This window comes from Frigoribacterium sp. VKM Ac-2836 (assembly GCF_013248995.1).
In the GTDB taxonomy this organism is placed as follows: domain Bacteria; phylum Actinomycetota; class Actinomycetes; order Actinomycetales; family Microbacteriaceae; genus Frigoribacterium.
This window is the reverse complement of the sequence record NZ_JABRPK010000001.1, coordinates 880,558-903,872: the sequence shown is the minus strand read 5'-3', so window position 1 is coordinate 903,872 and position 23,315 is coordinate 880,558. Positions and strand designations below refer to the sequence as shown.

The 23,315-nt window shown below is 70.5% G+C and carries 19 protein-coding genes; 4 read left to right on the top strand and 15 right to left on the bottom strand.

Annotated elements, in window-relative coordinates:
• Nucleotides 1-2: 2 nt before the first annotated feature.
• The 5 genes from HRF36_RS04195 to dusB all read right to left on the bottom strand — a co-directional run bounded on the left by HRF36_RS04195 (nt 3) and on the right by dusB (nt 7,621).
• Nucleotides 3-1,097 (bottom strand): ABC transporter permease, encoded by a 1,095-nt coding sequence (locus HRF36_RS04195; RefSeq protein WP_173206581.1) that lies wholly within the window; start codon nt 1,095-1,097, stop codon nt 3-5.
• A 157-nt stretch (nt 1,098-1,254) separates the two neighbouring features.
• Nucleotides 1,255-2,877, bottom strand: a complete 1,623-nt coding sequence (locus tag HRF36_RS04190; protein ID WP_173206578.1) for an ABC transporter substrate-binding protein — start codon at nt 2,875-2,877, stop codon at nt 1,255-1,257.
• 226 nt (nt 2,878-3,103) lie between these two features.
• On the bottom strand, nt 3,104-5,011 hold the full coding sequence (gene dnaG, locus HRF36_RS04185; protein ID WP_173206575.1) for a DNA primase: 1,908 nt from the start codon (nt 5,009-5,011) through the stop codon (nt 3,104-3,106).
• Between the two features lie 133 nt (nt 5,012-5,144).
• Nucleotides 5,145-6,416 (bottom strand): deoxyguanosinetriphosphate triphosphohydrolase, encoded by a 1,272-nt coding sequence (locus HRF36_RS04180; RefSeq protein WP_371740008.1) that lies wholly within the window; start codon nt 6,414-6,416, stop codon nt 5,145-5,147.
• Between the two features lie 47 nt (nt 6,417-6,463).
• The gene (gene dusB, locus HRF36_RS04175) at nt 6,464-7,621 is read right to left on the bottom strand and encodes a tRNA dihydrouridine synthase DusB (RefSeq protein ID WP_173206572.1); all 1,158 of its coding nucleotides are present in this window, start codon (nt 7,619-7,621) and stop codon (nt 6,464-6,466) included.
• Nucleotides 7,622-7,636: 15 nt separating this feature from the next.
• Here dusB and HRF36_RS04170 point away from each other — a divergent pair, with 15 nt between their 5' ends.
• On the top strand, nt 7,637-8,161 hold the full coding sequence (locus tag HRF36_RS04170) for an aminoacyl-tRNA deacylase (protein WP_173206569.1): 525 nt from the start codon (nt 7,637-7,639) through the stop codon (nt 8,159-8,161).
• Here HRF36_RS04170 and HRF36_RS04165 read toward each other — a convergent pair.
• From HRF36_RS04165 to HRF36_RS04150, 5 genes are all read right to left on the bottom strand, one after another.
• A complete protein-coding gene (locus HRF36_RS04165) occupies nt 8,151-8,318 on the bottom strand; it encodes a hypothetical protein (RefSeq protein ID WP_173206566.1) in 168 nt (55 codons plus the stop codon). The two genes, HRF36_RS04170 and HRF36_RS04165, sit on opposite strands and share 11 nt — an antisense overlap.
• Nucleotides 8,315-8,983, bottom strand: a complete 669-nt coding sequence (locus HRF36_RS04160; RefSeq protein ID WP_371740007.1) for a DsbA family protein — start codon at nt 8,981-8,983, stop codon at nt 8,315-8,317. The genes HRF36_RS04165 and HRF36_RS04160 overlap by 4 nt, the downstream gene beginning before the upstream one ends.
• A 122-nt stretch (nt 8,984-9,105) precedes the next feature.
• Nucleotides 9,106-10,035 (bottom strand): hypothetical protein, encoded by a 930-nt coding sequence (locus tag HRF36_RS15745; RefSeq protein ID WP_254280998.1) that lies wholly within the window; start codon nt 10,033-10,035, stop codon nt 9,106-9,108.
• Between the two features lie 495 nt (nt 10,036-10,530).
• Entirely contained in the window at nt 10,531-11,916 is a 1,386-nt protein-coding gene (locus HRF36_RS04155) for a glycine--tRNA ligase (RefSeq protein ID WP_173206560.1), read from the bottom strand.
• Between the two features lie 78 nt (nt 11,917-11,994).
• The gene (locus HRF36_RS04150; RefSeq protein WP_173206557.1) at nt 11,995-13,035 is read right to left on the bottom strand and encodes an aminotransferase class V-fold PLP-dependent enzyme; all 1,041 of its coding nucleotides are present in this window, start codon (nt 13,033-13,035) and stop codon (nt 11,995-11,997) included.
• Between the two features lie 81 nt (nt 13,036-13,116).
• Here HRF36_RS04150 and HRF36_RS04145 point away from each other — a divergent pair, with 81 nt between their 5' ends.
• Nucleotides 13,117-14,073 carry a LysR family transcriptional regulator gene (locus HRF36_RS04145; protein WP_371740006.1) on the top strand — a complete coding sequence of 319 codons (957 nt, stop codon included), beginning with the start codon at nt 13,117-13,119 and terminating at the stop codon, nt 14,071-14,073.
• A 32-nt stretch (nt 14,074-14,105) separates the two neighbouring features.
• Nucleotides 14,106-14,777, top strand: a complete 672-nt coding sequence (locus HRF36_RS04140; protein WP_173206551.1) for a hypothetical protein — start codon at nt 14,106-14,108, stop codon at nt 14,775-14,777.
• Between the two features lie 11 nt (nt 14,778-14,788).
• Here HRF36_RS04140 and HRF36_RS04135 read toward each other — a convergent pair whose 3' ends face one another.
• Together HRF36_RS04135 and recO are read right to left on the bottom strand one after the other, a co-directional pair.
• The gene (locus HRF36_RS04135) at nt 14,789-15,586 is read right to left on the bottom strand and encodes an isoprenyl transferase (protein ID WP_371740005.1); all 798 of its coding nucleotides are present in this window, start codon (nt 15,584-15,586) and stop codon (nt 14,789-14,791) included.
• Nucleotides 15,583-16,326, bottom strand: coding sequence for a DNA repair protein RecO (recO, locus tag HRF36_RS04130; RefSeq protein WP_173206546.1), 744 nt, complete (start codon nt 16,324-16,326; stop codon nt 15,583-15,585). Before recO ends, HRF36_RS04135 begins: the two co-directional genes overlap by 4 nt.
• 34 nt (nt 16,327-16,360) lie before the next feature.
• Between recO and HRF36_RS04125 the strand changes: the two genes are divergently transcribed.
• Nucleotides 16,361-17,023: a TRIC cation channel family protein gene (locus tag HRF36_RS04125; protein WP_173206543.1), complete on the top strand. Its 663-nt coding sequence runs from the start codon at nt 16,361-16,363 to the stop codon at nt 17,021-17,023.
• A gap of 232 nt (nt 17,024-17,255) precedes the next feature.
• On the opposite strand, the gene leuA is transcribed toward HRF36_RS04125, so the two are convergent.
• The 3 genes from leuA to HRF36_RS04110 form a co-directional block, all read right to left on the bottom strand.
• Nucleotides 17,256-19,016: a 2-isopropylmalate synthase gene (leuA, locus tag HRF36_RS04120; RefSeq protein WP_173206540.1), complete on the bottom strand. Its 1,761-nt coding sequence runs from the start codon at nt 19,014-19,016 to the stop codon at nt 17,256-17,258.
• Nucleotides 19,017-19,223: 207 nt separating this feature from the next.
• Complete coding sequence (locus HRF36_RS16225) at nt 19,224-21,809, bottom strand: DUF2156 domain-containing protein (RefSeq protein ID WP_173206537.1); 2,586 nt, start codon at nt 21,807-21,809, stop codon at nt 19,224-19,226.
• Nucleotides 21,806-23,137 (bottom strand): esterase family protein, encoded by a 1,332-nt coding sequence (locus HRF36_RS04110; RefSeq protein ID WP_173206534.1) that lies wholly within the window; start codon nt 23,135-23,137, stop codon nt 21,806-21,808. The genes HRF36_RS16225 and HRF36_RS04110 overlap by 4 nt, the downstream gene beginning before the upstream one ends.
• Between the last annotated feature and the right edge of the window lie 178 nt (nt 23,138-23,315).

Sequence of the window (23,315 nt, the reverse complement as noted above, 5' to 3'; positions counted from 1 at the left end):
GGTCAGTACCTCACGCGGGGGTCGATCAGGGCGGCGATCACGTCGACCACGAAGTTGGTCACGGCGACGATGACGGCGAGGACGGCGACGATGCCCTGCACGGCGACGAAGTCACGGGCCGACAGGTACTGCTGCAGCTGGAACCCCAGCCCCCGCCAGCCGAAGGTCGTCTCGGTCAGCACCGAGCCGCCGAGCAGCATGGCGATCTGGAGTCCCATGACGGTGATGATCGGGATCAGCGCGGGCTTGAGCGCGTGGGCCCGGACGAGCCGGAACTCGCTGACACCCCGCGACCGAGCCGCGTCGACGTACTCCGAACCGAGCGTGCCGATCACGTTGGTGCGCACGAGGCGCAGGAAGATGCCGGCGGTCAGGACGCCGAGGGCCAGGGCGGGCAGCACGGCGTGCGACAGGACGTCGACGATGATCGTCGAGTTGCCGGTGCGCAGGGCGTCGACGATGTAGATGCCCGTCGGGTTGTCGATGCGTCCCAGGGCGATGGCGACGCGCGTGCTGGCTCGACCGCCCAGGGGCAGCCAGCCGAGCCAGACCGAGAAGGTCAGCTTCAGCAACAGGCCGGCGAAGAAGACCGGGGTCGCGTAGGCGAGGATCGCGAGGACGCGCAGGATCGCGTCGGGCCAGCGGTCGCGCACGTAGGCCGCGAGCATGCCGAGGGGGATGCCCAGCACGAGGGCCACGATCAGCGCGTAGAACACCAGCTCGATGGTGGCGCTGCCGTACTGCAGCAGGATGCCGCTGATCTCGCGGTTGTCCGTCGCCGTGGTGCCGAAGTCACCGCGGACGATCTGGCCCAGGTACTCGAGGTACTGGACGATCACCGGGCGGTCGTAGCCGGCGGCCGCGAGACGCTCTTGCAGCTGCGCCTCGGTGAGGCGACCACCGACGGAGGCGGTGATCGGGTTTCCGACCACACGCATGAGGAAGAACACGAGCGTGACGAGGATGAACACGGTCGGCACGATGAGGATCGCGCGGACCACGATGTAGCGTCCGAGGCCGCCGCCCCCGGAGCCGCGGGACTTCCCCGGGCTGGGAGTGGGCGGCGCCGTGAGGGAGCCGTCGGTGATCAGGGTCACGTCGTTGGGCCTTTCGATGGTGTGGTGCCGGCCGCAGGCCGAGGGGGCGCCCCGCGTTCTCGCGGGTCGCCCCCTCGGCGGACGGCCGTGGTGCGGAGTCCCCCGGCCCCCGAACCCGGTCGGCGGACCGACGGGACTCAGGGACCGAGGAGGCGCGTCAGCGGCTCAGCGCACCGTAACGGAACTTGAACGATGCGTCGAGCGTGTCGTCCACGCCCTTCACGTCCGACTGCGACACGACGACCTGCGTGCCCTGCAGCAACGGCAGCGTGGGCAGGTCGGCCGCGACGGCGTCCTGGATCTGACCGATGGTCGCCTCACGCGCCGACGCGTCCTGCTCGCCGATCTCTTGCGTCAGCAGACCCTGGACGGTCGGGCTGTCGTAGTGGTTGCCGACGAAGTTGTCCGCGCTGAAGAACGGGGTCAGGTAGTTGTCGGCGTCCGAGAAGTCGGGGAACCAACCCAGCTGGTACACGGGGTAGGCGTCCTCACGGCGCTCGGTGCTGTAGGTGTCCCAGAGGGTCGACTGCAGGTTGATGGTGAACAGGCCGCTCGCCTCGAGCTGCGACTTGATCAGCGCGTACTCCTCGTCGCTCGACGCACCGTAGTGGTCGGGGCTGTACTGGAGGTCGATCGAGACCGGAGTGGTGACACCGGCAGCAGACAGGGCCGCGGCGGCCTTGTCGACGTCGGGACCGCCTTGACCGTCGCCGTAGAGGCTCTCGAGGGGCTTCGTCGCGCCGGTCAGGCCGTCCGGGACGACCGAGTAGAGCGGCGTGTAGGTGTCGTTGTAGACGTCCTTCGCGAGGGCGGCGCGGTCGATCGTGTCGGCCACCGACTGACGCACGGCCAAGGCCTTGGCCGGGTCGGCGTCGGGCTGCGTGGCGCCGTACGGCATGGTGTTGAAGTTGAAGACCAGGTAGCGGATCTCGCCGCCGGGGCCGTTGTGCACCGTGAGCGAGTCGTCCTTGGCCAGGTCGGCGAGGTCGGTGGGGCTCAGGCTGCGGTTCGCCACGTCGACGTCACCGTTCTGGACCGCGAGCTTCAGGTCGGTCTCTTCGGTGTAGTACGTCGCCAGGACCGAGTCGGTCTTCGGAGCGCCGAGCACGCCGTCGTAGGCATCGTTCGCCTCGTAGGCGATCGTCTCGTTCTGCGAGTAGTCGGTGATCGTGTACTGACCCGAGAACGCGTTGCCCTTGACGATGGCGTCGGCGTCGGTGAGCGCGGTCGCCGAGAAGACGTCCTCGTCGACGATCGGGCCGGCGGGGCTCGAGAGCACCTGGGGCCAGGTCTGGTCGGCCGACTTGAGCGTGAAGACGACGGTCGTGTCGTCCGGTGCGTCGGTGCTGGCCAGGTTGCCGAGCAACGACGACGGACCGTTGGGGTCGGCGATCGCCAGCTGGCGGTCGAAGCTGAACTTGACGTCGCTCGAGGTGAGCGCGTTGCCGTTCGCGAAGGTCAGTCCGTCTTTCAGCGTGACCGTGTACTCGGTCGGGCTGGTGAAATCGGCAGAGGCGGCCAGGTCGGGCTCGACGTCGGGGCTGCCGTACGGGGCGTTCGTCAGGAAGCCGAACACCTGGTTCTGGACGGCGAACGACCCGTTGTCGTACGAACCGGCGGGGTCGAGCGACGTGATGACGTCGGTCGTGCCGATGCTGAGACCGTCGAGCGCGTCGGTCGCGTCACCACCGGAGGCGCAGCCCGAGAGGACGAGCGCGGTGGCAGCGGCGCCACCGACGACGGCGAGGGCGCGTCGGGCGAGCGTGGAGTCGGATGTCATATCCGGTTACCTCTTTCTCTGTGTGCAAGGGGGCCCCGGGCCGTGCTGTGGACGCGGCCGTTTCGGGGAACGTCCATTGGTAACACACCCGTGAGTCCGAGACTGGCTCATCTCGCAACTGTTTACAGGCCCGCAACGAACCCTTGCCAACTGGTCGGGTCCGCTTCGCCACGAGCACGGCCGATGTATGCGCGTTCACGCGCACCACCATCGGCGGGCACCGGCGTCATTCTTGGCGGATGGACCGGCGCTCGGACTCCACCGCCGCGATGCGCACCTGGATCTCTCGCCACCGTTCGGGCTCGGACTTCACGTCGGTACGGAAGGACTGGCCAAGCAACTCCGATTTCTCGCGGATCAGGTCGCGTTCGACGATCGAGACGACGATGCCCCGACAGTAGGTCGTGATCTCGCGCCCTTCGCGCTCGGGGATCGGCGCGATCGCGAGCTCTTTCGCCAACGAGTCGAACGGTGACGGGGTCTGGCCGAGGACCACGTCGAGCCAGTCAGAGGAGTCGAACCGGTCAAGGCTCGCCCCGATCGCGTCGCGGACGACCGCCAGTGCGCTGTTCTCGATGCGAGCCCGGGTCGCCCGCTGCATGAGCTCGAAGCCGACCGTCGCCGGATGCTGGAGCATGGCCATGAGCGCATCGCGCTCGGTGCGGGTGGTCAGGTCACCCGGCAGCGTCAGCAGGCTCGGGCCGGCCGGCTCGTCGGGCACCGGCGGCAGGCTCGTGATCGACTGCCGGCCGTCGGACACGCTCTTGGGCTGGGAGCGCTCGAGGGCGTTCTGGGCCGAGGAGGCGCGACCCGCGTCGTCCACGGACCTCGCCACGTCGGCCGGGTCCAGCCCGAGCCAACCCGCCAGTGACCGCACGTAGCCCTGGGTCATCGACCGGTCGCGGATGCCGGCCACCACCGGTGAGGCGGCCCGGAGTGCCGACACACGGCCCTCGACGGTCTCGAGATCGTGCCCGTCGATCAGTCGACGGATCATGAACTCGAACATCGGCCGCTTGGTCGAGATGAGACGACGCACGGCGTCGTCGCCGCGGTTCAACCGGAGGTCGCACGGGTCGAGGCCGTCGGGTGCCACGGCGACGAAGGTCTGTGCGGCGAACCGTTGCTCTTCGGCGAACGCGCGGGACGCGGCCCGCTGGCCCGCCTCGTCGGGGTCGAAGGTGAACACCACCTCGCCGCCGGTCGACGTGTCGGCACCGCCGACATCACCGAGCATGGGGCGCAACACCTTGATGTGGTCGACGCCGAACGACGTGCCACAGGTCGCCACGGCCGTCGTGACCCCGGCCAGGTGGCAGGCCATGACATCGGTGTACCCCTCGACGATGACGACCTGCTTGCCCTTCGAGATGTCCCGCCGCGCCAGGTCGAGCCCGTAGAGCACCTGCGACTTGTGGTAGATCGGCGTCTCGGGGGTGTTGAGGTACTTGGGGCCCTTGTCGTCCTCGAGCAACCGACGCGCGCCGAACCCGATGGTCGACCCCGTGACGTCGCGGATCGGCCACACCAACCGCCCGCGGAAGCGGTCGTAGGGGCTGCGGTCGCCCTGGCTCAGCAACCCCGCGGTGACGAGTTCTTCGTCGCGATAGCCGAGCCCCTTGAGGTGCGACCGCAGGGCGTCGAACGACTTGGGGGCGAAGCCGACACCGAAACGCTCGGCAGCAGCCGGATCGAAGCCCCGTTCGCCGAGGAAGCGCCGGGCGGGCTCGGCGTCGGCGCCCGTCAGGTGGCCCACGAAGAACTCACGCGCGGCCTCGTTCGCCGAGATCAACCGTGCCCGGTTGCCGTGATCGCTGGCCTGCCCGCCGTCTTCGTAGTGCAACTCGAAGCCGATGCGCGCGGCCATGCGCTCGACGGCCTCTTGGAACGTCGTGTGGTCGGTCTTCATCACGAAGCTGAAGACGTCGCCGTCCTCGCCGCACCCGAAACAGTGGTATCGCCCCACCTGCGGCCGCACGTGGAAACTCGGACTGCGCTCGTCGTGGAACGGGCAAAGACCCTTGAGCGAGCCCACACCGGCACCCTTGAGGGTGACGTGGTCGCCGACGATGTCGGCGATGTTGGTGCGCGACCGGACCTCGTCGATGTCGTTGCGTTTGATCAGGCCGGGCACGTGTCGATTCTAGGTCGCGACGCCGCCGACTCCCACCCGAGGAGAGCACCGCGGGAGGACGAGGAGGCGCGCCGGGGCCGGGAGGGACCCGCGCCTCCTCGGGGCGTCGTCGCCTGACGGAGGCCTGTCGGCCCTACCGGCCGGCGGTCAGCCGGTCGTGCCAGGCCATGGCGCTCTGGTCGGTCAGCGAGGCGACCTGGTCGACGACGACTCGACGCCTGGCGGCGTCGTCGTCCGCCGAGGCCCAGTCGGCCGCGAAGCCCCGATCGAGCTCGGACGGGCCCGCCTGCCAGAGTGCGTCGGCGAGGCCGGTCAGCACCTCGCGCTGACGCAGGTAGATCGGCTGTCGGTTGTCGCGGGTCATGACGAACGCGGCGACGATGCCCTTCAGCACGGCGATCTCGCCGATCACGTCGGGGGCGACGACCACCGAGGCGCCGAACCGCATCAGGGCGTCGCCGGGGTAGGACTCGCGCGTCGCCTGGGTGGCCGAGCCGGCGAAGCGGCCGATCAGCTGGCTCGTGAGGTTCTTGAGGCGGGCCTGGGCGAACCGGCTCCCGTCGTAGGACTCGAGCCAGAAGGGCAGCGCCTGCAGTCGGTCGAAGGCCTCGGTGAGCTCGTCGCGGCTCAACTCGCCGCCGACCCACTCGTGCATCGCCGTGACGAGCGAGTCGTGGTCGACCCGGGCCCCCAGCGCGGCGACGTCGACGTAGCCGTTGACCACGGCGTCCTCGAAGTCGTGGACCGAGTACGCGATGTCGTCGCTGAGGTCCATCACCTGGGCCTCGACGCACCGCCGCCGACGAGGGGCACCCCGGCGCAGCCACTCGAACGCGGCCGTGTCGTCGTCGTAGAAACCGAACTTCATGCGCCCGCCCGGGTCGGGGATGCCCTGAGCCGTGGGCCACGGGTACTTGCAGCTCGCGTCGAGGCTGGCCCGTGTCAGGTTCAGGCCGAAGCTGCGACCCGTCGCGTCGATCACCTTGGGCTCGATGCGCGTCAGCAGCCGGAGGGTCTGCGCGTTGCCCTCGAAGCCCCCGATGTCGCTCGACCACTCGTTGAGGGCCCGCTCACCGTTGTGCCCGAACGGCGGGTGCCCGAGATCGTGCGCCAGGCAGGCCGTGTCGACGACGTCGGGGTCGAGACCCAGGCTCGTCGCGAGCTCTCTGCCGACCTGCGCGACCTCGAGCGAATGCGTCAGCCGGTTGCGGGCGAAGTCGAGGCCGGCGGTCGGGCTGAGCACCTGCGTCTTCGCCGCGAGGCGACGCAAGGCACTAGAATGCAGGAGGCGCGCCCGGTCGCGAGCGAAGTCGCTGCGACGGTTGGAGTGCTGCTCGGGCAGCCATCGCTCGGAGTCGGCGGGGTCGTAGCCGGGGGCGGCACTCAGCAGGGCTTCGGTGGACACCGGGGCCTCTCGGTCGGGAAGGGTGGGGAACTCGCTGACGGGCGTGCCTAGCCTCCGCTGTGGTGGAGTTCGGCGGCGGCGAGCTCGGCCTTGAAGGCCTCGTCGAGGTCGCGGCTCTCGAGCCACCGGTCGGGCAAGGCCGGACGCTTGGGACTACCGGCGCGACCGCGCGGCCCCTCGGCGGCCTCGCCGGGGTACTGCTCGTCGGGGTCCATCGTGGCGAGCAGGTCGTCGATCTGCTGCAGCGAGTCGGCGAGGGCGAGTGCAGCCCGCACCTCGCCCCCCACCGGGTAACCCTTGAAGTACCAGGCGACGTGCTTGCGCATGTCGCGGCAGGCGCGACCCTCGTCGCCTGACCAGAACTCGACCATCAGCTCGGCGTGGCGGCGGAAGGCGCGGCCCACCTCGCCGAGGGTCGGCTCGGCCTTCAGATCTTCACCGCGGAAGGCCGCGGCGAGGTCGCCGAACAGCCACGGACGTCCCAGGCAGCCCCGACCGACGACGACCCCGTCGCAGCCGGTCTCGTCGACCATGCGCAGGGCGTCGGCCGCCGACCAGATGTCGCCGTTGCCGAGCACGGGCACGTCGGTCACGGTCTGCTTGAGGGTCGCGATGGCCGACCAGTCCGCCGTGCCCGAATAGAAGTCGGCCGCCGTACGCGCGTGCAACGCGATGCTCGCCACGCCTGCGCCCTGCGCGGCGCGGCCGGCCTCGAGATAGGTGAGGTGGTCGTCGTCGATGCCCTTGCGCATCTTGACGGTCACGGGGATGTCACCCGCGGCCTTGACCGCACCCTCGACGATCTCGCGGAACAGGCCGATCTTCCAGGGGAGGGCCGAACCGCCGCCCTTGCGCGTGACCTTGGGCACCGGGCACCCGAAGTTGAGGTCGACGTGGTCCGCGCGATCCTCGGCCACGAGCATGGTGACCGCCTCGGCCACCGTGTTGGGCTCGACACCGTAGAGCTGGATGCTGCGCGGCGTCTCGGACTCGTGGTGCTGGATCAGACGCATCGACTCGGGTGTGCGCTCGACCAGCGCCCGACTCGTGATCATCTCGCTGACGTAGAGACCGGCGCCGTACTCGCGACAGAGGCGGCGGTAGGCCGTGTTGGTGATGCCGGCCATGGGCGCGAGCACGACCGGAGAGGCCACGTCGATCGGACCGATCGAGAGGCCACGCGAGGGCAGGGTGGTGGTGAACATCGTTACGATTCTCCCATGAGCGACGGCGGGCTGACGAGTGGTGTGGACGACCTGGACGTCGGGGGCAACTCGAACCCGGTGGACGGCACGGGGCGGCTGCGCACGGACGCCGCCGCGCGAGGTCTCGAGGTCGAGGTCGTGGCCCGCCCGGCCGCCGACTCGCTCGAGGCGGCGGCGACCCTGTTGGGACTGCAGCCGTCCGACATCGTGAAGAGCCTCGTGATCAAGCGGCACGACGGTTCGTTCCTGTTCGCGCTCGTGCCGGGTGACCGACAGATCTCGTGGGCCAAGCTTCGAGCGGTCGTCGGCGTCAACCGGCTCTCGATGCCGAGCGCGGACGTGGCCCTCGAGGCCACCGGGTACGAGCGGGGCACGATCACCCCCCTGGGCAGCTCGACCGCCTGGCCGGTCGTCGCGGACTCCCGCATCGTGGGGAGGCGCGTCGCCCTCGGTGCCGGAGCCCACGGCTTCAGCGCCTTCGTCCAGGCCGACGCCCTGATCGCCGGGTACGACGCGACCGTGGCCGACATCAGCGACTGACGCCGCGCCTCCCGGGTTCGACGTCCGAGGGCACGACGACGGTGCCCGCCGGGGTGACGAGGCAGGAGTCCCCCTCGCAGGCGACGGCGTCGGGCGAACCGAGCATCGTGAAGGGTGCCGAGGGCGAGGTGGCCCCGAACCCTGCGGTCTCCGTCACCGGGCCACCTCGGCAGCGACCTGCTCGAGGGCCTGGACGAATGCTTCGGGGGCCTGCGCGCCCGAGATGCCGTACTTGCCGTCGAGGACGAAGAACGGGACTCCGGTGATGCCGAACGCCTGCGCCTGGGCCTGGTCGGCGCGCACGTCGTCGAGGTGACGCCCCGTCTCGAGGGCCTCACGCGCCTCCTGCTCGTCGAGACCGACCTCGGCGGCCAGCACGACGAGGTCGTCGACGCGGCCCACGTGGCGACCCTCCTCGAAGTAGGCGCGCAGGAGGCGCTCCTTCATCTCGATCTGACGGCCACCCGCCTTGGCGAAGTGCAGCAGTTCGTGCGCCTTGACGGTGTTCGTGTGCTGCAAGCGGTCGAAGTCGTAGGCCAGACCGACCTCTGACGCGATGCCGGCCACGGTGCCGAGCATCCCCCGGACCTGCTCGGCGGGCATGCCCTTGTGCTTCGAGAGGAAGTCGACCTCGTCGCCCTCGAAGTCGACCGGAGTGTCGGGCGAGAGCTCGAACGAGTGGTACTCGACCTCGACGGTGCCGTCGAAGCGTCGCACGGCTTCCTCGAACTTCCGCATGCCGATGAAACACCACGGGCAGGCGATGTCGGACCAGATGTCGACCTTGACGGTCGCGGGCGGGATGGTGGAGTCTGCGGTCACGGCAGGCTCAACTCGCGTCGGGGCCCGCCCATTCCCCCACGTCCTCGTTGCTCTCGTCGCTCTCGAGGCCGACCCCCAGCCCCTCACCCGCCGTCGACCGTCGGTAACTCCTGCTCGTTGCGTCACGGGGGCATCGCGAGCCTCCAGGTCCGGCGCCCGCGGGGTCCGAGCACGCGCGGCAGGGAGGAGTTGCCGACAGGTGGCGACCGTCTCGGACCACCAGCCGTGTCGACGAGGGCATCGATCGCGGCAGAGGTGCGGGCCCATAGGTCCCGCACCATCGTCGTCCCCGCGCGGAAGGGCACCCACCCTTGGAGGGCGACGTCGGCGTCCTTCAGGCGATCCTGGTCGAACCGCCTCTCGTGGTGCTCCCGGCCGTCCGTCTCGAGACCGACGAGACCATCCACGAGCATGTCGAGGATCTTGCCCGTGTCGCCTACGGGCACCTGCCTCACCACGTCGTGACCGTCTCGCCGCAGCCGCGTCCCGGCCGCCGACTCGAGGATGCTCTCGGACCCCCCGTCGCTCCAAGCCACGAGACCTGCCGCGTCGGCACGTTTCCGCGCCAGGACCTCGGCCGCGTCCTCGTCGTCGGTCACGATGCCGGCCCGGCGAGCCCAGTCGACCAGGATGACGGCGTCCTCGAAGGACTTCGCCTCGACGACCGCGCGAGAGAGGGCATCTCGGGGGTCCACCGCCCAGGTCGACCCCCTCTGCCCCGTCTCGACCGGGTCCCAGACCACCCGGACCCCACGACGTCGACGCAGACGAGAGGCCGTCTCGAGCACCGACACGGTGATGGGCGGGCGCCGCCACGACCAGGCCCCGAGCTGGTGCAGAGCGGCCGCACCGGTGAGACGGCCCCCTACCGCGACGGCCACGAAGCGCGGATCGTGGCTCTGCCAGGTCGAGTACCAGCCCCGGCGCGGCCGCCTCACCGAGCGGGACCGGACGGCGGCGGTCAGGTGGCGGTCCGTGGCGCCCTGTGCGACGAGATCACGCTTGTGCAGCAGGCCTCCCGCTTCGGCGACGAGTTCGGCGATCGTGGTCATGTCCACAGCGTGCCGAGCGGTGCCCCTCGGCCGTGGGCACCCGGGGCGGGCTGGGGACGGCAGCGCCGCCCGGCCCCCTGGGGCCGAGCCCTCACCATCCTGACCGCCACTCGCGCGAGGGCAACTCCTGCCTCCTGCCCGTGCGGCAGGCGACACGCCGGCCCCAGGGCTCAGGTCGCGGCAGGATTCCGGACTTGCCGGCGGATCAGCAGGCGGACCGCCCGGGACCGCATGAGGGAGCGCACGGGTGCGAGCGCTCGCGCAGACGGGTGCGGGTGCTCGCGCAGACGGGTGCGGGTGCTCGCGCCGACGGATGCGGGGGCAGGACGGGCACCGCGCCTGTCGGCACCTCCTGTCCCCTGCGCCTCGGACGGCCGGCACGCCGGGTGTCCGGCGCCTGGCGACGCAGGGGGCAGGAGTTGCCGACACGGAACGGGCCCTCGTCGCGCAGCGGCTGCACGTCGAGGGCCCGTCGGGGCGCGCCGCGTCTGGCGGCTACGCGCCGAGCAGCTGCTCGGCCAGGTACGCCCGCAGCCCCGCCAGCGGGATGCGCTGCTGGGCCATGGTGTCGCGCTCCCGTACGGTGACGGCGTCGTCCTCGAGCGAGTCGAAGTCGACGGTCACACAGAACGGAGTGCCGATCTCGTCCTGTCGGCGATAACGGCGGCCGATGGCTCCGGCGTCGTCGAAGTCGATGTTCCAGAACTTGCGGAGGTCGGCGGCGAGCCCGCGGGCCATGGGCGACAGCTGCTCGTTGCGGCTGAGCGGCAACACGGCGACCTTGATCGGGGCCAGGCGGCGGTCGAGCTTCAGCACCGTGCGCTTGTCGACGCCTCCCTTGGCGTTGGGCGCCTCGTCCTCGGTGTACGCGTCGACCAGGAACGCCATGAGCGAGCGGGTGAGTCCGGCCGCGGGCTCGATGACGTACGGGGTCCACCGCTCGTTCTTCGCCTGGTCGAAGTAGGTCAGGTCTTTGCCCGAGGCGGCGGCGTGGGTCTTGAGGTCGTAGTCGGTGCGGTTCGCGATGCCCTCGAGCTCGCCGAACTCGCCACCGGCGAAACGGAAGCGGTACTCGATGTCGACGGTGCGCTTCGAGTAGTGCGAGAGCTTCTCGGCGGCGTGCTCGTACAGGCGCAGGTTCTCGGGGTCGATGCCGAGGTCGACGTACCACTGGAACCGCTGGTCGATCCAGTACTGGTGCCATTCTTCGTCGCTACCGGGTTCGACGAAGAATTCCATCTCCATCTGCTCGAACTCGCGCGTGCGGAAGATGAAGTTGCCGGGCGTGATCTCGTTGCGGAAGCTCTTGCCGATCTGACCGATACCGAACGGCGGCTTGATGCGCGACGACTGGAGGATGTTGTCGAAGTTGGTGAAGATGCCCTGGGCGGTCTCGGGTCGCAGATAGGCCATGCCCTGCTCGTTGTCGACCGGGCCGAGGAACGTCTTGAGCAGACCGGAGAAGTTCTGCGGCTCGGTCCACGAGCCCGGCTGGCCCGTGTCGGGGTCGCGGACGTCGGCGAGACCGTTCTCGGGCGGGTGGCCGTGCTTCGCCTCGTACGCCTCGAGAAGGTGGTCGGCGCGGTACCGCTTGTGGGTGTGCAACGACTCGACCAGCGGGTCGCTGAAGACCTCGACGTGACCCGAGGCCTCCCATACCTGACGCGGCAGGATGACCGCGGAGTCCAGGCCGACGACGTCGTCACGGCCCTGCACCATGGTCTGCCACCACTGGCGCTTGATGTTCTCCTTGAGGGCCACCCCCAGGGGCCCGTAGTCCCAGGCCGAACGCGAACCGCCGTAGATCTCTCCCGACTGGAAGACGAACCCGCGGCGCTTGGCCAGGGCGATGACGGAATCGAGACGGTTGGGTGCTGCCACGTGTGATGCTCCGATGAGTTGAGGCCCGAGCTGGGTGCCCGGTCGGTCGAGGTACCCGGCAACTCTAGCGGCGGAGCGTCACCGGCCGAGCGCGGTGGCGACGGCCTCGACGTCGCTCTCGTCGTTCCAGAGGTGGAACGCGACGCGGATGCGACCGGCGCGGCCCGAGACGATCAGACCGGCATCGCCGAGGAGGCGCTGGTCGCGTCCGTCGGGATCGGCCCAGGTCACGATCGCGCGGCCCTGCGGCTCGAGCCCGAGCCGCGCGCAGAGCACGTCGCCCGTCCCGGCGGCGTGCGCCCAGGTCTCGTCGGCGTCCAGCCCGGCGAAGGTCCGCAGGGCGGGCAGTGCCCCGGCCCAGGCCTGCCAGGCGGGCGACACGTCGAACGCCCGCGCGTCCGTGGCGAGGCGCATCTCGGGGCCGTAGCACGACGCCCATACGTCGTCGCCCGCGTACCAGCCCGCCTGGGTCGGCACCAGGAGGGGCTGCAGCCGCTCGCCCAGGGTGAGGAACGCCACCCCGCGCGGGCAGCACAACCACTTGTACGCGTGCGTGACGCTGGCGTCGTACCGCGAGGCGTCCACGGGCCGTACGCCCGCGGCCTGCGTGAGGTCGCAGAGCGTCAGCGCTCCGTGGCGGGCCGCCGCCGCGACGATGCCCGCGTCGTCGGCGACCTCGCCGGTGGCGGACTGGACGGCCGACCAGGCCACCAGATGGGTGCCGGGCCCGACGGAACCGGCCACCTCGTCGAGCGGGACGCTCCGCACCCGGACGCCTCGCGCCTCCTGGACCACGAAGGGGTAGACGATCGAGCTGAAGTCGCCGGTGGGAACGAGCACCTCGGCACCGTCGGGGACCGAGGCCGCGATCACCGCGACCATCGCCGACGTCTGGGACGCGATCGCGACCCGACCGACGTCGACCCGGGCCAGGCGGGCGAAGGCCGCGCGCGCCTCCTCGACGACCGCACCGTAGGCGGCGGGACCGGCCTGCCCGGAGGCCCACCGGTCGAGGTCGATTCGCAGCGCGTCGGTCGTGGAACGAAGGGGCAGGCCCATCGTGCATGCCGCCAGGTAACCCGGGACAGGGGCGAAGAGGTCGGGACGCGGTGTGGTCATGCCCCCAGGCTCGACCCGAGGAGACCACGGGACAACCGCCAGTGTCTGATGCCGTCCATCACGCCAGCTTATGATTCGAGCGTGACCGACCCACTCGACCTCGCCTCGCTCCGCGTCGTCCGCGCCGTCGCGGACGCCGGCACCATCACGGCAGCGGCCGTCCTGCTCGGATACAGCCAGCCCGCGGTCAGCCAGCAGCTGCGTCGCGCCGAGCGCCAGGTCGGCCAGCCCCTCGTGCTGCGCGTCGGGCGCGGCGTGGCCCTCACCGAGGCCGGGCAGAGGCTCGCGGCGCACGCCGTCCACGTCCAGGCCGCCCTCGACGCCGCGCGGCAGGACCTTGACGACCTGGGCGGCGTCGCCCTGGGCCGTGTCACGGTGGCCGGGTTCCCGAGCGCCTCGTCGACGATCGTCCCCGACGTGCTGTCCCGCCTGCGCGACAAGCACCCCGGCCTGACGGTCGACTACGTCGAGGCGGAGCCCCCGGAGGCTCTGGCGCGACTGCGGGACGGCTCGGCAGACGTGGCGGTCACCTTCAGCCACGGGGGCGGCCCCGGGGCCGAACGCGACCTCGACGGTCTGCTGCACCGCGCCTCCTTCGTCGACCGCACCGTGCTCGCCGTGCCCTCGGCGCACGTGTTCGCGCAGGGCGACGAGTTCGCGGGCCTGGCGCACGAGCGGTGGATCGGCGGGTGCCCCCGGTGCCGCGGTCATCTGCTCGCCACCTGCGCGGCATCCGGGTTCGAGCCCGACATCGTGCTCGAGACCGACAACGCGCTGGCCGTGCTCGGACTGGTCGCGGCGGGGCTCGGCGTCGCCCTGCTGCCAGGGCTGTCGCTCGTGTCCGCGGCCGTGCCCGACGGGGTGCGCGTGGTCGAGCTCGACGACGGACTCGCCCGCGTGGTGCACGTCGTGCACGGGCGCGGTGGCGACCGCGTGCCGAGCGTGCGCGCCGTCCTGGACGCCTTCGAGGAGGTGGACGGCGACGCGCTGGGGCTCGCACCGGTCCGGCACCACGAGCCCTCCACGGCACCGGGTTAGGCTGGAAGGACGAATCGGGAGAGGTACAGGTCGTGCGCAGAAGACTGACCGTCGGCGTCGCCGTCTCGGTGCTGACCCTCGTCGGGCTCACCGGGTGCTTCCCGAGCCTCGACGACCTGACTCCCGTGGGTGCGGGCGGATCGGCGTCGACACCGGGCACCGGGAGCACCGGGGCTCCCCAGCCCCAGGTGACGGGCGCACCCGGCACGGGCGGCGGCACCGGCTCGCAGCCCGACGCACTCGCGCCCGGCGGCACGCTGCTCAACCAGGTCAACTACAAAGACCTCACCATCTACGTCTACGGCGTCGGTGAGCTCACGACCACCGCACCCTCGATCTACGCCCGCCCCGACGGCACGGACCCCTACCCGGCGGGGACGGACGTCGAGGTGACGGCCTACGTCCTGACGAACAACTCGCAACGACGCCTGGACCTCACCGACCTCAGTGCCGACTACTCGTCGTACGGCAACGACCTCGCCACGCAGGACGTCTTCGCCGGGCAGGACCTCTTGACCCAGCTCGGCTACCAGACGTCGCTCGAGTCGAAGTTCCCCGCCGACAGCGCCACGTGGTACCTGCTGCCGGGCGAGTCGACCGTCTTCGCGAACGCGTGGTTCCACCGGGCGAGCGACGGGCCGCTCACCCTGCAGTTCCTGTGGCCGGCCGAGCGGATCTTCCTGGGAGCGAACATCCAGTTCTGACCGGCTCGCGGTCAGGCCGTGGTCGGGGCGTCCACCGCTCCCCCGAACCGGCGCGTGCGGGAGGCGTAGGTCTCCACCGCCTGCCACAGGTCCGTGCGCGTGAAGTCGGGCCACAGCCGGTCGAGGAACACCATCTCGGCATAGGCGGACTGCCAGAGCATGAAGTTGCTCGTCCGCTGCTCGCCCGAGCTGCGCACGAACAGATCGACGTCCGGCAACTCGGGCGCGTACAACCGCTTCTGGATCAGCTTCTCGCCGACGGCCGCGGGCTTGAGCCGTCCGGCGGCGACGTCGTCCGCGATGGACCGCACCGCGTCGGCGATCTCGGTCCGCCCGCCGTAGTTGACGCACATCGTGAGCGTCAGGACGTCGTTGCCCTTCGTCAACTCTTCGGCGAACTGCAGCTCTTTGACGACCGACCCCCACAGCCGGGGCTTCCGCCCGGCCCAACGGACCCGCACGCCCCAGGCGTTCAACTGGTCGCGCCGGCGGTGCAGCACGTCACGGTTGAAGCCCATCAAGAACCGCACCTCGTCGGGCGAGCGCTTCCAGTTCTCGGTCGAGAAGGCGTAGACGCTGAGGTGCTTCACACCGATCTGGATCGCTCCCGCGACCACGTCGAGCAGGGACATCTCACCGGCCTTGTGTCCCTCGACGCGGGTGAGCCCGCGCCCGTTGGCCCAGCGCCCGTTGCCGTCCATCACGATCGCGACGTGCTCGGGCACCGCTCCTTTCGGCATGGCCGGCGGGCGGACGCCGGTCCAGTCGAGGGGGCGGAAGTCGGCGGCGTCACGGTGGGTCTTCTTCACGGTCTCTCTCTTCCGGACACCCGGTCCACGTGCTGCAACGATCGCAGTCCGCGTTCGAGATGCCATTGGGTGTAGGCGGCGACCACGCCGCTCGCCTGGTTGCGGGTCGCTTCGGGGGCGTCCTCGGCGTGATCCCAGTCCCCCGTGAGCAGCGCGCCCAACAGGGCCAGCGCCTCCTGCGTCAGCCGCGGAGCCCCGGGAGGCGCGTGCGAGTCGGCCACCACCCCACCCAGTTGGACGACGAAGGCCGAGTGCGGCCCGGGTGCGCCGGTGACGGCGCAGTCGCCGAAACTGGGTGACCAGCCCGCGATGCTGAGCGCACGGAGCAGATAGGAGTCGAGCGTGAGCTGGGGGGCGTGCTCGTGCCTCGACAGAGAGCGGAGGGCCCCGACGAGCAGGAGGTACTGCTGCAATCCCGCCTCGGCCTCGGTCAGTTTGTCGGCCGTCTCGACCATGACGCTGCCGGCGGTGTAGCTCTCGTAGTCGCCCGCGATCACGGCACCGTACGAGCCCAGCGACTCGGCCTGCTGCACGATGTCGAGCGACCGGCCCTCGTAGAGCTGCAGGTCGGCGACCATCATCGGCTCGAGCCGCGCGCCGAACTTCGACGCCGTTCGTCGGACGCCCTTCGCCACGGCGCGGATCTTGCCGTGGTTGCGACTCAGCATCGTGAGGATGCGGTCGGCCTCACCCAGCTTGTGGGTGCGCAGCACGACGCATTCATCACGGTAGACGGGCACCGCCCAAGCATCGCATGCGTGGTACAAACGTCAGGTGCACGCCACAGCCTTCGCCGTACCCCTGTGGGTGGACCTCCTCGCCGTCGGCATCGGCAGCCTGCAGGGCGCCATGTTCGCTTCCGAGTACAAGGACCGTCGTCTCGACCTGCTCGGCATCGCCATCATCGGCATCGCCACCGGCCTCGGCGGCGGCGTCCTGCGCGACGTCCTACTCGGGCAGGTGCCTCGCGCCATGACCAGCAACTGGTACCTGCTGGTCGCCGTGGCCGCCGCCATCTTCGGCATGGCGCTGCAACGCGTCTTCACCCGACTCGCCGGGGTCATCACCGTGCTCGACGCCCTGACGATCGGGCTGCTCGGTGCGATCGGGTCGACCAAGGCGCTCTCCCTCGGGCTGCCCGAGATCCCCGCCGTCTTCGTCGGCGTCATCGCGGCCGTCGGCGGTTCGGTGCTACGCGACCTGCTGATGAATCTGACCATCGCGATGATGCACGTGGGGTCCCTCTACGCCGTGGCCGCGGCCGGGGGCACCGTCGTGCTCGTGGTGGCGGTGTCGCTCGGGGCCCCGGTCGCCGTGTCGGCGATCGTCGGGACGTCGATCACGCTGGTGATCCGCCTGCTGGCCGTGCGTTTCGGCTGGACCCTGCCCGAGCAGCGCGCCCTCAGCCGGCTCCCCCGCTGGCGACGCCCCCGCTGACGCGGCGACCCGTTCGGTTCGGATCGGGCCGGGTGGGGTCGGGTCGGCAAATCCTGCTCCCTGCGCCGGTGGAGCCCGACACGCCGCATCCCCCCACCGACACGCGACACCGGCCAGGAGTTGTCCGCATCTCCACCCGTTCGACGGCGCCCACTTCGGCTCCACGGCACTCCTGCGGGCACGACGACGCCCCCGGCACCGAGGGTGCCGGGGGCGGATCGGGACGGGTCGCTCAGACGGAGGCGAGCTCTCGCACGTCGGTCGCCGTGCGGATGGCGCGGTTCACCGCGGACACGACAGCCTTGAGCGAAGCCGTCGAGATGTCGGCGTCGATGCCGACACCCCAGAGCCGGGTGCCGTCGACGTCGAGCTCGACGTAGGCGGCCGCCTGGGCGTCACCCGACGCGCTCAGGGTGTGCTCGACGTAGTCGTACAGCTTGACCCCGACGCCCTGCTCGGCGAGCACGGCGATGAACGCCGCGATGGGCCCCGTCCCTCGTGCCGACGTCGACTCGACGCTCTCGCCGACGCGCAGGTCCACGTCAAGCGTCGTCTGACCCGACATGTCGCTCGACGTGCTCGTACGGGTCAACTCGAAGCGACCCCACTTGTCGTCGGCGGCGTCGGCGGGCAGGTACTCGTCCTGGAAGATCGACCAGATGTGGGCGCTCGTCATCTCGCCACCCTCGCTGTCGGTCCGCGACTGGACGACCCCGCTGAACTCGATCTGGAGCTTGCGTGGCAGGTCGAGGGCGTGGTCGGCCTTGAGCAGGTAGGCCACGCCCCCCTTGCCCGACTGGGAGTTGACGCGGATGACCGCCTCGTAGCTGCGGCCCAGGTCTTTCGGGTCGACCGGCAGGTACGGCACGGCCCACTCGAGCTCGTCGACGTCGACGCCGCGCGACGCCGCGGTGGCGGCCATGGCCTCGAAGCCCTTCTTGATCGCGTCCTGGTGCGAGCCCGAGAACGCCGTGTAGACGAGGTCGCCTGCCCAGGGGCTGCGCTCGTGCACGGGCAGCTGGTTGCAGTGCTCGGCCGTGCGCTTGACCATGTCGAGGTCGCTGAAGTCGATCTGCGGGTCGATGCCCTGCGTGAACAGGTTGATGCCGAGGGCGACGAGGTCGACGTTGCCGGTCCGTTCGCCGTTGCCGAAGAGGCAACCCTCGATGCGGTCGGCGCCGGCCAGGTAACCGAGTTCGGCGGCGGCGATGCCGGTGCCACGATCGTTGTGCGGGTGCAACGACAGGATGACGCTGTCCCGGCGGGCGAGGCGGCGGTGCATCCATTCGATGGAGTCCGCGTAGACGTTCGGGGTCGCCATCTCGACGGTGGCCGGCAGGTTGACGATGACGGGCCGCGACGGCGTGGCGTCGAAGGCCTCGATCACCTGGTTGCAGATGTCGAGGGCGAAGTCGAGCTCGGTGCCGGTGTAGCTCTCGGGCGAGTACTCGTAGAACACGGCCGTCTCGGGGATGGTCTTCTCGGCCTCGAGGCACAGGCGCACGCCCTCGAGTGCGATGTCGACGATGCCTTGGCGGTCGGTCCGGAACACCACGTCGCGCTGCAGCACGCTCGTCGAGTTGTAGAGGTGGACGATGGCCTGCTTGGCCCCGGCGATCGACTCGTAGGTGCGGGCGATCAGGTGTTCGCGCGCCTGGGTCAGCACCTGGATCGTGACGTCGTCGGGGATCGCACCCTCGTCGATGAGGCTGCGCACGAAGTCGAAGTCGGTCTGCGAAGCGCTCGGGAAGCCGACCTCGATCTCTTTGTAGCCCATGCCGACCAGAAGGTCGAACATGATGCGCTTGCGCTCGGGGCTCATCGGGTCGATGAGCGCCTGGTTGCCGTCTCGGAGATCGACCGCACACCAGCGCGGAGCCTCGGTGATGCGTTTCGAGGGCCAGGTCCGGTCGGGCAGGTCGACGGCGATCTGCTCGTGGAAGGGCCGGTACTTGTGGATCGGCATGGCCGACGGCTGCTGTGCGTTCTTCATGTCCTGTGGTCTCTCTCGCCCGGGGAGGGCTGCTCTTCGCGGGGGTGTCGGCCGACGACGAACTCCGCGACGAGGGGGGCCTGGGTCAGGACTCGCCGCGGCAGCTAAGAAGGAGCAGGCCGGTGAACACGTGACGAGGCTAGCACCGACCGAGGAGGCGCGGGTCGTCGCCTTCGCGCACCGCGCCTCCTCGGGTCGGTGGCCCGGTCAGACGACCGTGCGGACGAGCCGCACGACGGCCCCGACCGACAGGTCGGGCAGGTAGGCGCGACCGAGGGCCGTGCCGATGGCCGGCAGTTGCACCGGATCGGGGAAGGCCATGACGAGTGGCACGAACTCGGGCTGGAACTTCTTCTTGAACGTGAGCAGGGTCTGGAACCCGTACGCGGGCTCGAGCACCCGTCCGAGGAAGGTCAGCACACGCTCGGTCTGCGTCGCGGGGCCCTCGGACGGTCCGTTGGTCGCGAGCGGCGCGGCCGAGAGGCTGAGGAACTCGACGCCCTGCTCTTTCATGGCGAGGGCCGACGAGGCGATGACGAACTCCATGACGCCGTTCATGCTGTCCGGTCGGCGTCGCATGAAGTCGAGCGTCCAACCGACGACCTCGCCGTCGCGCCACGAGGGAAGCCAGCTCGTCACGGCCTGGACCGAGTCGTTCTCGTCGAGGGCCAGCACGAGGGCCACGTCCGGGTCCGTCAACTCGTCGACCCCGCCGAGGGTGAAGCCCATCTCGGGCAGGTTCTTCTCGGCGACCCACTGCTCACTGATCTCGCCGATCTGCCGGGCCACGGCGGGCCGGAGGTCGGCGTACCGGGTCCACTCCGCTCGGATGCCGTTCTTCGTCGCGCGGTTGATGCTCGACCTGACGTCCTGCCACTTCTTGCCTGTCATCGCGAAGGTCTCCGGGTGCAGCACCGTCTCTTCGCCGACGGGCAGCGTCGCCCAGCCCATCTCGTCGTAGAGGGGCGAGAGCTCGCCCCGCACACTGTAGAAGACCGGGGTGAGGCCCTGGTCGTCGCACCAGCGGGCGAACTCGCGGGTGACCTCGGGGATGCGGTCGGCCGGGCACAGGGGCTCGCCCGTGGTGATGGCGATGCCCGTGACGACGCGATAGGCGACCGCGGCGTGGCCGTCGCCCGTGAACCAGTACCGGTTGCCCTCCCACAGAGCCATGTGCGACAGCGTGCCCGGTGTCCCACGGTGCACGATCTCTCGCACCTGCTCGCGTGCCGCGTCGGGACGGACGTCGCCGGGCCGAGCCGCCGCGACCACGAGCCCGACGAGCACGACGAACCACCAGAGCGGTCCGACCCATTCGAACGCGGCCCGGACGATCCCGCCGTCGGGCATCGGTCCGATGTGGGTCAGGCCGACGAACCCGACCGGCACGAAGCGCTCGGGTACGTCCAGCAGCAGTGTCCACGGTCCGATCGCCGGGACGAAGGAGGCGCGACCCGCCCACCCGACGGCGGCGAACGTCGCCGCCAGCACGAGCCCCGACGACACCACGACGAAGGCGTAGCGGCGGCGGCGCGCTGCCTCGGCCCCGATGCCGAAGTGACGGCGCAGGAGGAACAGCCCGCAGGCGACCGAGGCCGGCACGGCGACCGCCAGCCCCGCGAGCACGACCCTCTCGACGACGTGGCGGGGCTGATCGACGACGACATCGGTGGTGACGGGCAGGACCACGTAGTAGAGGCCCGCGAAGACGGCGAGCAGCCCGTTGACGGCCACGGCCACGTCGAGGGCGAGCCGCCTCCCGCGTCGCAGGTACCAGGCGCTGACGAGCAGAACGGCCAAGGGCAGCAGGCTGAGCAGGACCGTCGGCACGGTGTCGATCCCCGCCAATGCGGCCACACGAGCGCACGCCCCGATCGGAGGCACGTGCCGGTCGGGAGCCCCCTGCGCTGCCGCGGCGCAGGCGGCCGAGAGCGACCGCCCCGGCAGGACGTCCCGGAACAGCATGCCGAGAGGTGAGAGAACGCCGATCGGGCTGCGGGTGAGCAGCGTCAGGACGGGACCGAGCGCCGTCACCGCGACGATCGTCGACGCGAGACGCCGCACCTCGTGGTGCGAGCTGCGGAGCCATCCGCGCTCGGCCCGGCGACCGACCGTCACCACCCCGAGAACGAGCCCGACGAGGGCGCCGAGCAGCGCGTAGAGACCCGACGGGTGCCCGTCGTAGAGCACGAAGGCCAACACGACCGAGAAGCCGACCAATCGGATGCGGCGCCGCCAGAGCGGCCCGAAGGACGCACTGGCGGTCATGATCGTGCCGAGGGCCGGGGTGAGCGGGTGCAGGGTGGACTCGGCCGCCACCTCGAGGGCCCAGGTCTCGCCGACCGCCTGCCCGAGGGCCTGCACCGCGACGCCGACACCCGTCGCCACGACGGCCGTCACGAGGTAGGCCGCGACCGTGCGGGCCCAGCCCATGCGACGTTCGGCCGCGCCCACGAGCACGAGGACGCCGATCACGGCGAGGACGAGTTGGGCGGGACCGCCGGCGAAGAACACCGAGCCGAAGACGAGCAGCCACGAGGTGCGGTCCTCGAAGGGGTCGAGCCCCGCGCCGACGAGTTCGCGCAGCCGCTCGCTCGGAGCATGCGTCAGGCTGCCCGAGGCGAGGGCCAGCACGACGAGCAGCAGCGCGACGGCGAGGCTCACGGGGTGGGCCCGGACGAACGCCCCGATCCGGGTCGCGATGCCGGACGTGACCCGCCGTGCAGGCCCCGGCTCGTGCGGAGTGTGCGGTGTCGGCGCATCCGGGCCGGTCTCGGCCACCTCGGCGCTCACGGTACCTGCACCGTCGCGCTCAAGCCGAGGCGCGGGTAGAACTGCCCGATGCCGTGGGCGAACCCGTTGGTCGCGGTCGTCCAGTCGTGTCCGCTGCCCGGTGAGACGTAGCGTGTCACCACCATCCCCGCCTTCGCCGCAGCCGCCGAGTTCACCGTCATGATCTGACCGTAGCGACCGTCGGTCGCACCCACGGCGAAGAACGCCGCGGTGTCCGCGTAGGGCCTGTGCCGCGCCATGATCGCCTGCGGTTGGGCGGCCTCGTAAGCCGCTCGGTTCCCGGCGAAACCCTGGGCGATCGTGGTCTTCTCATCACCGATCGAGGGGCCGAGCTCACCCGACACGTCGATGAAGGTGGAGAACAGGTCGGGTCGCGCCGCGGCGAACTGGATCGAACAGGTGCCGCCCTGAGAGAACCCACCGATCGCCCACGCCCTCGGCCCGGAGGCCACGTGGAAATGGCTCGCCATGTAGTCGACCACGTCGGTGGTGATGTAGGTGGCGCTGTTGCCCAGTGCCCCGTCCACGCACATCGGGTTGTGTGCGTCGGCACTCAGCTGGTCGGGGACGACGACGATCGGCGCGAGACCGTGGTTCTTCGCCGCGAAGGCGTCCAGTGTCTCGACGAGGTGCCCGGCGGTGACCACCGAACTCGGTTCGGCCGGTTGGCCCGACATCATGATCATCACCGGGAGCGCGGGAGCATCCGCCACGAGAGCCGCGGGAGGGAGGTAGACGACGGCGTCGCGTGCCGGGAAATGAGAGACCCTGCCGGGGATCGACACGCTTCCGTACCGGCCCGTGGCGGGCAGGTCGGCGGGGGCCTTCCAGGTCGACCAGAGGGTCGGGTCGAACGGTGACGAGTCAGGGGCCGCGGACGGAGGTGCGGTGGTGGTCACCGACAGGGCCGGCACCTCGTCCTGGCCGAGCACCTGCGACATGTCCTGGTAGACGCTGCCGTCTCGGTTGAGGGCCAGGCCACCGGCCGAGGCGAACACCAGAACGGCCAGCACGGCCACGAGCTTCCGCCACCAGCGGGTGCGGAACAGGTTGACCACGACGACCCCCAGGCCGGCGGCCACCGCGGCGACCCAGAGGCGGTCCACCCAGGTCGGTGACAGGCCCAGCACGTCGCGCACGTCGCCGAGCCACCACGTGGCGACGGCCCCCAGTCCGGCACCGACGAGCACAGCGAGGACCACCCACCGCCACCACGTCCTGCGGGTCCGCGGTCGGACGAGCAGCCCGATCACGACCAGGGCGGCGACGACGTCGATCACGAGCAGCACCGTCGACGACAGCAACGGGACCGACAGCAACCAGTTCATGCGGAGCTTCTTTCGGCGGAGGAGCGGGGTGGCGACCACCCAGGAGTCACTCTGCCGCTCTCGACGAGAACAACACGCGGTGTCCACCTCGATCACAGCAGGCTCATCACCACCGGTCAGCTACCGCATAGTCGGCACCACACGGTCAGCACGGCACGATCAGCAGTGCGGGGCCAGC

Excerpts from the sequence above, each read along its gene's own strand:
- HRF36_RS15745 (WP_254280998.1), bottom strand. The coding sequence starts at position 10,035 with ATGACCACGATCGCCGAACTCGTCGCCGAAGCGGGAGGCCTGCTGCAC.
- leuA (WP_173206540.1), bottom strand. The coding sequence starts at position 19,016 with ATGAAGAACGCACAGCAGCCGTCGGCCATGCCGATCCACAAGTACCGG.
- HRF36_RS04110 (WP_173206534.1), bottom strand. The coding sequence starts at position 23,137 with ATGAACTGGTTGCTGTCGGTCCCGTTGCTGTCGTCGACGGTGCTGCTC.
- HRF36_RS04150 (WP_173206557.1), bottom strand. The coding sequence starts at position 13,035 with ATGACCACACCGCGTCCCGACCTCTTCGCCCCTGTCCCGGGTTACCTG.
- HRF36_RS04170 (WP_173206569.1), top strand. The coding sequence starts at position 7,637 with ATGAGCGACGGCGGGCTGACGAGTGGTGTGGACGACCTGGACGTCGGG.
- HRF36_RS04190 (WP_173206578.1), bottom strand. The coding sequence starts at position 2,877 with ATGACATCCGACTCCACGCTCGCCCGACGCGCCCTCGCCGTCGTCGGT.
- dusB (WP_173206572.1), bottom strand. The coding sequence starts at position 7,621 with ATGTTCACCACCACCCTGCCCTCGCGTGGCCTCTCGATCGGTCCGATC.